The sequence below is a fragment of the uncultured Gemmiger sp. genome, assembly GCF_934561205.1.
In the GTDB taxonomy this organism is placed as follows: Bacteria; Bacillota; Clostridia; order Oscillospirales; family Ruminococcaceae; genus Gemmiger.
In genome coordinates this window covers 163,047-174,759 of the sequence record NZ_CAKTFU010000005.1, presented here as the reverse complement: position 1 = coordinate 174,759, position 11,713 = coordinate 163,047, and the positions used below count along the sequence as shown (strand labels likewise).

The 11,713-nt window shown below is 55.5% G+C and carries 13 protein-coding genes; 9 read left to right on the top strand and 4 right to left on the bottom strand.

Annotated elements, in window-relative coordinates; translation table 11 throughout:
• Positions 1 to 146: 146 nt before the first annotated feature.
• Genes Q0I19_RS05030 through Q0I19_RS05020 form a run of 3 tightly spaced genes read right to left on the bottom strand, consistent with a single transcriptional unit; the run spans position 147 to position 2,470 of the window.
• The gene (locus Q0I19_RS05030) at positions 147 to 611 is read right to left on the bottom strand and encodes a low molecular weight protein-tyrosine-phosphatase (RefSeq protein ID WP_294760112.1); all 465 of its coding nucleotides are present in this window, start codon (positions 609 to 611) and stop codon (positions 147 to 149) included.
• A gap of 39 nt (positions 612 to 650) precedes the next feature.
• Positions 651 to 1,799: a HAMP domain-containing sensor histidine kinase gene (locus Q0I19_RS05025; RefSeq protein WP_294760110.1), complete on the bottom strand. Its 1,149-nt coding sequence runs from the start codon at positions 1,797 to 1,799 to the stop codon at positions 651 to 653.
• The gene (locus Q0I19_RS05020) at positions 1,796 to 2,470 is read right to left on the bottom strand and encodes a response regulator transcription factor (protein ID WP_294760108.1); all 675 of its coding nucleotides are present in this window, start codon (positions 2,468 to 2,470) and stop codon (positions 1,796 to 1,798) included. The genes Q0I19_RS05025 and Q0I19_RS05020 overlap by 4 nt, the downstream gene beginning before the upstream one ends.
• Before the next feature lie 79 nt (positions 2,471 to 2,549).
• On the opposite strand from Q0I19_RS05020, the gene Q0I19_RS05015 reads away from it, so the two are divergent.
• The 6 genes from Q0I19_RS05015 (at position 2,550) to Q0I19_RS04990 (ending at position 7,403) form a co-directional block, all read left to right on the top strand.
• Complete coding sequence (locus Q0I19_RS05015; RefSeq protein ID WP_294760106.1) at positions 2,550 to 2,711, top strand: CD1871A family CXXC motif-containing protein; 162 nt, start codon at positions 2,550 to 2,552, stop codon at positions 2,709 to 2,711.
• On the top strand, positions 2,704 to 3,612 hold the full coding sequence (locus Q0I19_RS05010) for a 4Fe-4S binding protein (RefSeq protein WP_294760104.1): 909 nt from the start codon (positions 2,704 to 2,706) through the stop codon (positions 3,610 to 3,612). Before Q0I19_RS05015 ends, Q0I19_RS05010 begins: the two co-directional genes overlap by 8 nt.
• Before the next feature lie 6 nt (positions 3,613 to 3,618).
• Positions 3,619 to 4,524 carry a TlpA disulfide reductase family protein gene (locus Q0I19_RS05005; protein WP_294760102.1) on the top strand — a complete coding sequence of 302 codons (906 nt, stop codon included), beginning with the start codon at positions 3,619 to 3,621 and terminating at the stop codon, positions 4,522 to 4,524.
• Positions 4,525 to 4,653: 129 nt separating this feature from the next.
• Positions 4,654 to 6,177 (top strand): DNA methylase, encoded by a 1,524-nt coding sequence (locus Q0I19_RS05000; RefSeq protein WP_294760100.1) that lies wholly within the window; start codon positions 4,654 to 4,656, stop codon positions 6,175 to 6,177.
• Entirely contained in the window at positions 6,177 to 6,581 is a 405-nt protein-coding gene (locus Q0I19_RS04995) for a hypothetical protein (RefSeq protein WP_294760098.1), read from the top strand. Before Q0I19_RS05000 ends, Q0I19_RS04995 begins: the two co-directional genes overlap by 1 nt.
• A 51-nt stretch (positions 6,582 to 6,632) precedes the next feature.
• Complete coding sequence (locus tag Q0I19_RS04990) at positions 6,633 to 7,403, top strand: TraX family protein (RefSeq protein ID WP_294760097.1); 771 nt, start codon at positions 6,633 to 6,635, stop codon at positions 7,401 to 7,403.
• A 42-nt stretch (positions 7,404 to 7,445) separates the two neighbouring features.
• Here the strand turns inward: Q0I19_RS04990 and Q0I19_RS04985 are convergent, their stop codons facing one another.
• On the bottom strand, positions 7,446 to 7,856 hold the full coding sequence (locus Q0I19_RS04985; RefSeq protein WP_294760095.1) for a peptide deformylase: 411 nt from the start codon (positions 7,854 to 7,856) through the stop codon (positions 7,446 to 7,448).
• A gap of 227 nt (positions 7,857 to 8,083) precedes the next feature.
• Between Q0I19_RS04985 and Q0I19_RS04980 the strand changes: the two genes are divergently transcribed.
• Genes Q0I19_RS04980 through Q0I19_RS04970 form a run of 3 tightly spaced genes read left to right on the top strand, consistent with a single transcriptional unit; the run spans position 8,084 to position 11,685 of the window.
• Positions 8,084 to 8,839: a DeoR/GlpR family DNA-binding transcription regulator gene (locus Q0I19_RS04980; RefSeq protein WP_294760093.1), complete on the top strand. Its 756-nt coding sequence runs from the start codon at positions 8,084 to 8,086 to the stop codon at positions 8,837 to 8,839.
• Positions 8,836 to 9,741, top strand: coding sequence for a 1-phosphofructokinase (pfkB, locus tag Q0I19_RS04975; protein WP_294760092.1), 906 nt, complete (start codon positions 8,836 to 8,838; stop codon positions 9,739 to 9,741). Before Q0I19_RS04980 ends, pfkB begins: the two co-directional genes overlap by 4 nt.
• 21 nt (positions 9,742 to 9,762) lie before the next feature.
• Positions 9,763 to 11,685: a fructose-specific PTS transporter subunit EIIC gene (locus Q0I19_RS04970; RefSeq protein ID WP_294760091.1), complete on the top strand. Its 1,923-nt coding sequence runs from the start codon at positions 9,763 to 9,765 to the stop codon at positions 11,683 to 11,685.
• Positions 11,686 to 11,713 lie beyond the last annotated feature (28 nt).

The following is an 11,713-nucleotide window of genomic DNA, read 5'->3' as shown; positions in this document are numbered from 1 at the left end:
ACTTGTGCCGAAGATAGTTGGCTGGAGACGGCCTGTGAAAATAGGTAGATGCCGGCTTCTCGAAACGCCTTATCCCGCAGGGGATAGGGCGTTTTTTATACCAAAACAAAAGCCAACAGTCCGTTGCCAGACTGTTGGCTGAATTTTTATAGAGGAACCTCAGGGCATAACTCTCGCAAAAGAGCCTGACAACCTAACAAAATATCATTCCATGTTGCGGTAAAGTCCCCCGTATACCAAGGGTCAGCAACATCGCCGGGGCGCGAAGTGTGAGACAGCAAAAGTGAAACTTTTCCCTGCGGATCGTTGCCGACAAAGCGTTGCATGTTGCGCAGGTTGTTACGATCCATGGCAATCAAATAATCAAAGGTATCATAGTCCTGCCGTGTCATTTGGCGGGCAGTCTTGCCGTCACAGCATATGCCGTGTTTGGCAAGTTCCCGCCGCGCCGGGGGATAGACCGGGTTGCCGATCTCCTCGGTGCTGGTTGCAGCCGATGCAACATAAACGCGGTCTGCCATGCCCGCTTTTTGGAGCAGGTCTTTCATGATAAATTCAGCCATTGGACTTCGGCAAATATTGCCGTGGCAGATAAAAAGCAGGTTTATCATATTAATTCCCTTCTTATTAGGTACGGCTTTTTGTGTTGATCAAAAAGTCACCGCAAAAGTTGTGCCGCCCGAGGGGTTGCTCGTAACAGTGATGCTGCCGCCATGTACGCTTGCGATTTCGCGAACCAAAGCCAGACCGAGACCTACGCCTCCCAGTGCGCGGCTTCTGGATTTATCCAGGCGGAAAAACGGTTCAAATATGCGTTCTTTCATTTCGTCCGGTATGCCGGAGCCTGTATCGGAAATCGTCAGGCAGATGTGTTCGTCCTTACGGGTCGCAGCAACGGTGACTGTGCCGTCTGCATTGTTATATTTTATGGCGTTCTCCACAAGGTTATATACCAGTCGATATAGCAAAATGTCGCTGCCCGTCATGGTAATCTTCTCGCAATTTTCGATAAGCTGTATATTCTTTTCCTGCGCAAGGGGTTCAAGGTCGGCCAGCACCTCCTCCACAAGAGCATCTAACTCAATCTTGTCATCGCGGGCCACAGTCTGCAGTTCACTCATATCCAACAGGGTTTTGACCATCTTGGTCAAGCGCTCGTTCTGCTCAGTTACCATGCGGATGGTTTGCTGCGCACAAGCGTCGTTGGTTGGATGCTCGGTAGAATTGTACAGATCCAGTTGCAGCTGCATTACGGCCAAGGGGGTGCGGAATTCGTGAGCTGCGTTCGCTGTGAATTGCCGCTGTACCTTAAAAGCCTCTGACAACCTTGCCAACATTTGGTTGTAGGAGACGCTCAACCGATTCAGTTCGGTTACGCTGCTTTCCTCAATTTGGGAATCTGACAGGTTCTGCGCCTGCACAGCCTCAATGGTGTCGGAAAACTCGTTCAGCGGTTTGAGGGCGCGGCCGCTGATATAATAGGTGGCGACCCCGCCGACAACGGCCATCAGTGCCGAAAAGAGCAGACTTTTTTTCTTGTAGTCGGCCTTGTTGTTGTAGACCTGAACGGAAAAGTCATTCGCAAAATCATCCCAGGCGTCATCGGGGATACCGATGTAAATTTCCGCGGAGGTGGAATCGCTGCCGTCGCCCAGTTGGGTGTCGACAGCATGCTGCAGGGAGTCAATGTAGTAGACACCGCTGCCGTAAACAAACAGGGTAAGGCATCCGCAGATTACGGCAATGCACAGGGTGGTTATCAGGGTCAAGCGCCACTGTAAGGACATTTTTGCTTTCATACACCCTCCGTGATTTTGTAGCCCTCACCGACCTTGTTGATGATGGGGTCATAACCAAGCACAGATTTCAGCTTTTTTCGCAGGGACGACACATGCACGCGAACCGAGCCGCTGAAACTGTCGACTGAGGCGTCCCAGACGTGTTCAATCAGTTCTTCCTGGCTTACGGGTCTGCCCTGATTCAGCAGCAGGTATTCCAAAATGCCGCTTTCCTTGCGCGTCAGCGATAGGAGAGCATCCTTAGCGTAGGCCTCGCGTTTTTTTGTATCAAACCGAATGGCTCCGCACCGCACGCAGACATCTTCCTGTACAAATTTGCGTCGCGTCAGGCTGCGGATGCGTGCCTCCAGTTCCTGCAGGTGAAACGGCTTTTCCATATAATCGTTGGCACCGGCATCAAGACCCTCGACCTTGTCGGCAATCTGACTTCGAGCGGATAAAATAATGACCTTGGTTTCGTCGTTATCTTGCCGCAGCTCCCGTAGAATGTCCATGCCATCCCGTCCGGGCAGGTTAAGATCCAGCACGATGAGGTCGTATTCCTCGGTCAAAGCATAATCCAGCGCTTCATCGCCGTCGTAGCAGGTGTCGACCTCGTAGCCCGCTGCATACAGGCTTTTGGCGATGGTATCGCACAGTTCCTTTTCATCTTCCACAATGAGCAGTCTCAAAACGTTTTCTCCTAATCTTAACAAGGATTTTACACCCCCTATTGTATAATAAGTAAGTCGACAGGTCAATAAGAGAAAAATGAAAGGAGCAGCAGCGATTTTGAAAGCAAAAAGGATTTTGCGGCTCGCATTGCTCACCGTGGGGGGCTGTATGGTGGCTTACGGTGCCGGCAGGGGAGAGGCTGCGGTCGTACTTGGCAAGGCCGTAAAACTGTGTCTGGAGTGTGTGGGAATTGGATAAAATAAAACGATCAATATCAAAAAAACTGGCACAGTTTCGTGGATGGATCCAGGCGGCAGCCACACTGCTTACCAATATCCATATTCCGAATCTGTTTCAGGGGAAAATCTACCAAGGCAACGCAAAAACCGTGTGCGTGCCGGGGCTGAACTGCTACTCCTGTCCGGCTGCGACGGGGGCCTGCCCCATCGGTGCATTTCAGGCGGTGGTCGGTTCGTCCAAGTTCAAGTTCACCTATTATATTACCGGCATACTGATTTTGCTGGGGGTAACATTGGGACGGTTTATCTGCGGGTTTCTGTGCCCGTTTGGCTGGCTGCAGGATCTTTTGCATAAGATTCCGAGTAAAAAGTTCTCGACCCAAAAGCTGAAACCGCTGCGGTACCTAAAATATGTCATCCTGGTCGTGTTTGTGATTTTGCTGCCGATGCTGGCGACAAACTCCATCGGTATGGGAGACCCGTTCTTCTGCAAGTACATCTGCCCGCAGGGTGTTCTGGAGGGGGCTATCCCGTTGTCGCTCAGCAATGCAGCCATCCGTTCGGCTTTGGGCAAGCTGTTTTCCTTCAAGAGCGTGATCTTGGCTGCCGTTGTGGTGCTGAGCGTCCTGTTCTACCGCCCATTCTGCAAGTGGATCTGCCCGCTGGGGGCCATCTACTCGCTCTTCAACAAGGTATCCTTGCTGGGAATTGAAGTCGACAAGAATGCCTGCGTCGGCTGTAAGCGCTGTGTTGCAGCCTGCAAGATGGACGTGAACGTGCTGAAAACACCGAACCACCCCGAGTGTATCCGCTGCGGTGCCTGCATGAAAGCGTGCCCCAAAGATGCAATTCACTATCAGTTTATGAATATAGACTGCCGCAAGAAACCCGACATTAACGAATCACTGAAAAGGAGCTAATTATCTATGAAACTCAAGAAGCATTGCATTGCCGCACTGGCCGTTTGCGCCGCCTTGACCTTTACCGCTTGTGCCGGAAGCAACTCCGCAGGCAGTGCCCCTGCCGCAAGCAGCACCACCGCAGTTTCCGATGCCGCAGGGGATGCGAACGCAACAATCGACGACCTGTTCCAGCAGGAAAACCAACTGTTTGCCGACCACGCCGACGTCTGGAACAAGCTGTTTGGCATGATGGGCAAGAGTGAGGGAGATGCCGATGCAGACTATGCCGACTTCCTGGCCGGCACGCTGGAGGCCAATAAGGACTCCTTCACCGAGGAGGAGATCGCTACGCTGACCGCCGACATTGAGACTATTCGCGGCATTGAGGCGCAGATCGCCGAGCTGCAGAGTCAGGCCGATTCTGCCGACAGCGCTGCAGGCGCTGACAGTGCACAGCAGGCATCTCCGTTTAAGAATTTCTCCGCTACCGACTTCGACGGAAACAAGGTCGATGACACGCTGTTCTCCAACAATGCCGTGACCGTCGTGAACTTCTGGTTCACCGGCTGCAAGCCCTGCGTCGGGGAGTTGAGCAAGCTGAATGAACTCAACGAGACCCTGAAGGCTATGGGTGGCGAGGTTGTCGGCATCAACACAGAAACCTTTGACGGCAACGAGACGGCTATTGCAGATGCCAAGAAAGTGCTGGAAAGCCAGAACGCCGCCTACCGCAACCTGTCCCTGACCTCTGATTCCGAGGCCGGCAAATATGCCTCCGGCATTATGGCGTTCCCCACGACCATTCTGGTTGACCGCAACGGCAACATTGTGGGCGAGCCCCTGCTGGGCGGCATCGACATCCAGGAAAACTATGATGCTCTGATGCAGCAGATCCAGAGCGTTGTGGATGCCGACAGCGCCAATTCGTAAGCGATCCCATGACGAGGACGGGAGAATTCCCGTCCTTTTTGGTTTATAGAATTGACACCGAATCCCAAAAATGCTATACTGTTTACAACGTTTGGTTGTAAAATTTGCGGGGCAAGGGGGCAGAAAAGCATGTCGGAAAAAACCTATCTGGCCATTGACCTGAAGTCCTTTTTTGCCTCGGTGGAATGTGTGGAGCGCGGCCTGGACCCGCTTACCACCAATCTGGTGGTGGCAGATGCCGCCCGCACACAAAAGACCATCTGCCTGGCGGTTTCACCCTCGCTGAAGGCCTACGGCATACCGGGGCGCGCTCGGTTGTTCGAGGTCGTGCAAAAGGTTGGGCAGGCCAATGCCTGGCGGCGCACCAAGGCCCCCGGCCGGCAGTTTACCGGAAAAAGCGTCAATGCCCCCGAATTAGCCGAACACCCGGAATACGAACTGGATTATATCATCGCGCCGCCCCAGATGAGCCATTATGTGGCCCGCAGCACCCAGATTTACGGCATCTATCTGCAATTTGTGGCACCGGAGGATATCCACAGCTATTCCATTGACGAAGTATTTATTGATGCAACGTCTTATTTGAAGCTGTACAACCTGACAGCCCGTGACTTTGCCATGAAGCTGATCCTTGAGATCCTGCGGGTGACAGGCATTACGGCCACGGCGGGAATCGGCAGCAATCTGTACCTGGCCAAGGTGGCCATGGACGTGCAGGCCAAGCATATCCCGCCGGACAAGAACGGTGTGCGCATTGCCTGTTTGGACGAGCAGAGTTACCGTCGTTTGCTGTGGGAGCACAGACCGCTGACGGATTTTTGGCGTGTGGGGCGCGGCTACGCCAAAAAGCTGGAGGCGCACGGCTTGTACACTATGGGCGATGTGGCGCGCTGTTCCCTTGGCAAGGAAAGCGATTTTTATAATGAGGAACTGCTCTACCGCCTGTTTGGCGTCGGCGCTGAGCTGTTGATCGACCACGCCTGGGGGTGGGAACCCTGCACCCTGGCAGATATCAAGGCCTACAAGCCGGCGGCTACCAGTATCGGCGGCGGTCAGGTGCTGCACTGTGCCACCGAATTTGACCAGGCTCGGCTTATCGTGCGGGAAATGGCAGATGGGCTGGTGCTGGATCTGGTGGACAAGGGCCTGATGACCAAGCAGATGGTGTTGACGGTCGGCTATGACATCGAAAACCTGACCGACCCGCAGCGCCGCAAGAACTACCACGGCCCTGTTACCACCGACATGTACGGCCGCAAGGTGCCCAAACACGCCCACGGCACAGCCAACCTGGAGCGATATACATCCTCCACCAAACAAATTATGGAGGCTGTTACCGAACTGTATGACCGCATTGTTGACGAGAATCTGCTGATACGCCGACTGAATCTGGTGGCCAACAACGTTTTGACGGAGCAGGCCGCCCGCGAGACGGAGTCCTGTGAACAGCTTGACTTTTTTACCGTGACACAAAAGGCGCAGCAACAGCATGCCGAGCAGCAAAAGGAGTTGGAGCGGGAGCGTCGACGTCAACAGGCGATGCTTTGCATCAAAAAGAAATTCGGCAAAAACGCCATTGTAAAAGGTATGGACCTGCAGGAGGGCGCGACCGCCATGCAGCGCAATGCACAGATCGGGGGACATAAGGCATAATGGGCCGCTATGATGATATCATACATCTGCCGCATCCCACGTCGGAACGACATCCGCGCATGTCCCGACAGGACAGGGCTGCGCAGTTTTCGCCCTTTGCGGCGTTGACGGGACTGGGCGCTGCCCTGCAGGAAAGCGCCCGCCTGACCGAGAAACGGATGATTCCCGACGAGTACGAGCAGGCAGAGCTGGACAAAAAATTGCAGTATCTGCGTGAAAACCTGGAAAAAACGCCCCGCGCAGCCATCACGCATTTTGTGCCTGATGACCGCAAGGAGGGCGGCAGCTACCGCCGAACCGAGGGCTGCGTTAAGAAATTGCAGGAATTTGAAAAAACCTTGGTGCTGACCGACGGCACGGTCATCGCCATAGAAGATATTCTGGAATTGGAGTTATTAGGCTAAGGCAATACTGCGATTGCAACAGAGTGAAAAGAAAAATCGAGGAGTATTTACATGACAAATCGGACCACCAACGAGCTGACCCCGAAACACTTCGACCTCAGCGCTGCGGCGCTGCATATCCTTGCCATGGTCTTTATGCTGATGGATCACATGTGGGCAACGGTCTTTCCTGCACAGGATTGGCTGACCTGCGTGGGACGCGTGGCGTTCCCCATATTTGCCTTTATGGCTGTCGAAGGGTATTTTCATTCCCGCAGCTTCAAAAAATATGCGCTGCGCATGCTGCTGTTTGCGGTATTGTCGGAAATTCCCTTCGACCTGATGTATGGCGGTACCTGGTTCTATCCTGTGCACCAGAACGTTATCTGGACCCTGCTGACGGGCCTTATGGGCATCCGCCTGATGGAGGCTGTGCGCCAAAAACAAAAGCCGTGGCTGTTCGCCGTGACTACTGTTTTGGTGGTTTTGCTGGGCGGTGTGCTGGGTACACTCGGCATGGTGGATTACTACGGCGTCGGTGTGCTGACGGTGTTTGTTTTTTACTTCTTCCGTGGGCGCCAATGGTGGTGCCTGCTGGGGCAGATCGCGGCCTTGTATTGGCTCAATGTTGAGTTGCTGGGCGGTTTGATGTACCCCGTACAGTTGTTCGGCAGGGAGTTTGAGTTTTGCCAGCAGGGCCTGGCGCTGTTGGCGCTGATCCCCATCTGGCTGTACCGCGGGCGGCAGGGCTACCACAGCAAGCCGTTCCAGTATCTGTGCTATGCATTTTACCCCGTACACATGCTGATTTTGGCACTGACGCTGAATTTCATCAACCGATAAACAGGAAACACCGCACGATGCCGTGCGGTGTTTTTGTGTACCTTATATTAAGATGCCGTTGCAGTGATCGACCTCATGCTGGATGATCTGCGCGGTCCAGCCGTTGAAATTTTTGGTGTGCGTCTGCATCTCACGGTCCTGCCACTGTACCTTTATGGTGCGGTGGCGTTTTGCTTTGCGCTGCCCCTGCAGGGAAAGGCAGCCCTCCTCGGCAAGGTACAGCCCCTTGCGGTAGACAATGACGGGATTGAACATTTCCCGCAGGGTGCCCTCGTCGTCAAAGGCAATGATGGCCTTGTTGACGCCGATCATGTTGGCGGCCATACCCACACAGCCGTCGGCGTGGGCCTTTAGGGTGTCCAGCAGGTCATCGGCAATGCCGATATCCTGCGTCGTGGCGGGCTGTGCTTTCTGTGCTAAAAAGACGGTGTCGGTCATAAGAGGGCGTACCATAGAAAACCTCCGCATGAAGTGGATTTTCGTCAGTATAGCATCTTTGCGGAATTTTTGCAAGCGAAGATTTCCGTGATAGTGCACAAAAAACAAGCACGAAATTTGGTGACTGAATTTGGCTGAAAATGCTTGAAAATGACAGATGATATGCTATAATACAAGTAAAGAAACCAAATACAACCACAAACAGCCAAAATCAGCCAGACTGAGTACAAGGGGGATGAACGATGTTAGCGGAGAAGCGATTTGCCAAAATTCTCGATATGTTGGAAGAAAAGCGGTCGGCAACCGTGCAGGAGCTATGCGAGGAGCTGAATGCCAGCGAATCGACCATACGGCGGGATTTGACCGAACTTGACCGTTTGGGAAAACTCAACAAGGTGCACGGCGGAGCAACCCTGCCGGACAGTCAGTTCCTTGCAGAGGAACCGACCATGGACGCCAAGCAGGCGCTGGCCATTGCCGAAAAGCGAGACATCGCCAGGGCGGCGGCGACGCTGATTCAGCCGCAGGATTTTGTCTATATCGATGCCGGAACAACCACACTGGCGCTGGTGCAGGCGCTGTCGGGTCCGGCGCTGGAGGCGCACTACGTCACCAACGGCATCGCCCATGCACGGTTGTTGGCACAAAAGGGCTGCAAGGTCTTTGTGCCGGGCGGTATGCTGCGCCCTAACACCGAGGCCATTGTGGGGGCAGCTGCCGTGGCGTCCTTGCAGGCGTACAATTTCACCAAGGCGTTTCTGGGTGCCAACGGCGTGGATCTGCAGGCTGGCTTTACTACCCCCGACCCTGAGGAGGCTGCCGTCAAGGCCGTGGCGGTACGGCGTGCGCGCGAAAGCTGGTTCCTGGTGGACAGCACCAAGTTTGCCTGCGTGTACCCGGCTGTTATCACCGAATTGCAGGGGGGTGCAATTTTGACGGACCGCTGCCCCGCCCCGCAATATGCCAAAGTTACACTGGTAAAGGAGACAAAGCTATGATCTATACCGTAACATTTAACCCGGCTATTGACTATGTTGTGCGCATCGACCACCCGATGGTGGTGGGCGCCGTAAACCGTGCGGCAGGGGAGGACTGTGTGCTCGGCGGCAAGGGCATCAACGTGTCCGGCGTATTGCAGCAGCTTGGCTGCCCCAGCGTGGCGCTGGGCTTTGTGGCGGGGGAAACCGGCAAATGGCTGGAACGCGGCCTTGCCGCACAGGGCTTGCAGACGGACTTTGTACAGCTGAAAGAGGGCATGACCCGCATCAACGTAAAAATCAAGGCGGATCAGGAGACTGAGCTGAACGGTGCAGGACCCAATATCCCGGAAACTGCCCAAAATGAGTTTGCAGCAAAAATTGACAAGCTGACCGAGGGGGATATCCTGGTGCTGGCGGGAAGTATTCCGTCCAGCCTGTCCCAGGATACCTACGAAAAGATCTTGCGGCGTCTGCAGGGGCGCGGTGTCCAGACCGTTGTCGATGCTACCCGCGACCTGTTGGCGCGTGTGCTGCCATACCACCCGTTTCTGATCAAGCCCAACAATCATGAACTGGAGGAGTTGGTCGGCATCAAGCTGAATACCGACGAGGAAATCGCCCGTGCGGCCGGGTATTTGCAAGAGCGCGGCGCGCGCAATGTGCTGGTCAGCATGGCGGGGGACGGTGCTCTGCTGCGCGATGAAAACGGGGTGATCCACCGCATCGGCTGCCCCAAAGGCAAGGTCATAAACAGCGTCGGCGCGGGGGACAGCATGGTGGCCGGCTTTGTGGCCGGTTACCAAAAGACCCGCGACTACGCCTACGCGCTGCGCCTTGGTACGGCGTGCGGCAGTGCCACGGCGTTCAGCCTGGGACTTGCAAAAAAAGAGGATATCGAAGCACTGCTGGAAACAATATAAACGATAAGAAGGAGAATTGCTATGCGTATTACGGAACTGTTCACAGCCCGATCCATTGCGTTGGATGCAGCGGTCTCTACCCGCGACGAAATCCTGGATAAGCTGGTAGCCCTGCAGGCCACCCACGGCAACATCACCGACACAGCCGAATACAAAAAGGCACTGTTGGCGCGCGAGGCCGAGGCATCGACCTATGTGGACAACGGCATCACGGTGCCGCACGCCCGCACAGCCTGTGTGACCCGCCCCAGCCTGGCGGCACTGCGTCTGGCTGTGCCCGTGCAGTACAATGCCGAGGACGACGGCAAGACAGATTTGCTGTTTGCCATTGCCGCACCCGAAAACGGCAGCCTGCACATGGATATGCTGGCCCGCCTGATGCAGATGCTGATGAATGAGGATTTTGTTGAGACGCTGCGCAAGGCCAAGACCCCCGCCGAGTTCCTGCAGGCCATCGACGACCGCGAGGATGCGCAGTTCGGTGAGGAGAGCTTTACCCAGCAGGAGATCCCCCAGACCGGCTACCGCATTTTGGCGGTAACAGCCTGCCCCAACGGCATTGCCCACACCTACATGGCAGCCGAGGCGCTGACCAAGACCGGTGAAAAGCTGGGCCTTGCAACCAAGGTGGAAACAAACGGCTCGGACGGTGCCAAAAATGTGCTGACCGCCGAGGAGATCGCTGCATGCGACGGCATTATCATTGCGGCGGACAAAAATGTGCAGACCGCCCGCTTTGACGGCAAGCCGGTGTTGTTTGCCCGCGTAGATGACGGCATCCACAAGCCGGAGGAGCTTATCAAAAAGGTTGCCCACGGCGAGGTGGCAGTGTTCCACGCCGATGCCGATGCCAAGGCGGCACAGGCCGCAGGTGCGGGGGATACCGTCGGGCACAGCCTGTACAAGCACCTGATGAACGGTGTTTCCCACATGCTGCCCTTTGTGGTGGGCGGCGGCATTATGATCGCGCTGGCATTCCTGCTGGACGATTACACCATCGACCCGTCCAACTTTGGCATGAACACCCCCGTGGCGGCGTTCTTTAAGACGGTGGGCGGCGCAGCGTTTGGTTACATGCTGCCCATTCTGGCAGGCTTTATCGCCATGTCGATTGCCGACCGTCCCGGCCTGGCGGTAGGCTTTGCGGGCGGTGTGCTGGCCATGAACGGCACCAACTTTGCGGGGCTTGTATCGGGGCAGACTACCGGCGTTTCCGGCGGTTTCCTTGCTGCGCTGCTGGCGGGCTTTGTGGCCGGTTATGTGGTGCAGTTCCTGAAAAAGATCACCGACAAGCTGCCCGCCAGCCTGAACGGCATCCGCCCCATGCTGATTTATCCCCTGGGCGGCATCCTGATCGTGGGCGCCGTGATGTGCGGCATCAACCCTGCTATGGGCATTATCAACACGGCCGTTGCCGACTGGCTGAACGCTTTGGGCGGCAGCTCCCGCGTACTGCTGGGTGCCATCGTGGCCGGCATGATGAGCGTCGATATGGGCGGCCCCATCAACAAGGCGGCTTATGTGTTTGGTACCGCAGCCCTGGCCTCCGGCAATTATGAGGTTATGGCTGCCGTTATGGTCGGCGGCATGGTGCCGCCCATCGCGATTGCCCTGTCCACGACCTTCTGCCCCAAAAAGTGGACGCCCGATGAGCGCCGCAACGGTATCGTCAACTATGTCATGGGTCTCTGCTTTGTGTCCGAGGGTGCGATTCCCTACGCGGCGGCCGACCCGCTGCGTGTGCTGCCCAGCTGCATTGTAGGCTCTGCGGTTTCCGGTGCGCTGTCCATGCTGTTCGGCTGTGCCCTGCGCGCGCCTCACGGCGGTATCTTCGTGTTCCCCGTAGTCGACCATGCCGTGCTGTATGTAGCAGCCCTGGCAGTGGGCAGTGTTGTGGGTGCTGTGATTTTGAGCCTGCTCAAAAAGGACGCTCCGCAGCAATAAGATCGTCATTCTCTCCAATATTTCCATA

Coding starts and splice junctions, on each gene's coding strand:
- Q0I19_RS05030 (WP_294760112.1), bottom strand. CDS start 611: ATGATAAACCTGCTTTTTATCTGCCACGGCAATATTTGCCGAAGTCCA.
- Q0I19_RS05005 (WP_294760102.1), top strand. CDS start 3,619: ATGAAACTCAAGAAGCATTGCATTGCCGCACTGGCCGTTTGCGCCGCC.
- Q0I19_RS04995 (WP_294760098.1), top strand. CDS start 6,177: ATGGGCCGCTATGATGATATCATACATCTGCCGCATCCCACGTCGGAA.
- Q0I19_RS04970 (WP_294760091.1), top strand. CDS start 9,763: ATGCGTATTACGGAACTGTTCACAGCCCGATCCATTGCGTTGGATGCA.
- Q0I19_RS05025 (WP_294760110.1), bottom strand. CDS start 1,799: ATGAAAGCAAAAATGTCCTTACAGTGGCGCTTGACCCTGATAACCACC.
- Q0I19_RS05000 (WP_294760100.1), top strand. CDS start 4,654: ATGTCGGAAAAAACCTATCTGGCCATTGACCTGAAGTCCTTTTTTGCC.
- Q0I19_RS05015 (WP_294760106.1), top strand. CDS start 2,550: ATGAAAGGAGCAGCAGCGATTTTGAAAGCAAAAAGGATTTTGCGGCTC.
- Q0I19_RS04985 (WP_294760095.1), bottom strand. CDS start 7,856: ATGGTACGCCCTCTTATGACCGACACCGTCTTTTTAGCACAGAAAGCA.
- pfkB (WP_294760092.1), top strand. CDS start 8,836: ATGATCTATACCGTAACATTTAACCCGGCTATTGACTATGTTGTGCGC.
- Q0I19_RS04990 (WP_294760097.1), top strand. CDS start 6,633: ATGACAAATCGGACCACCAACGAGCTGACCCCGAAACACTTCGACCTC.
- Q0I19_RS04980 (WP_294760093.1), top strand. CDS start 8,084: ATGTTAGCGGAGAAGCGATTTGCCAAAATTCTCGATATGTTGGAAGAA.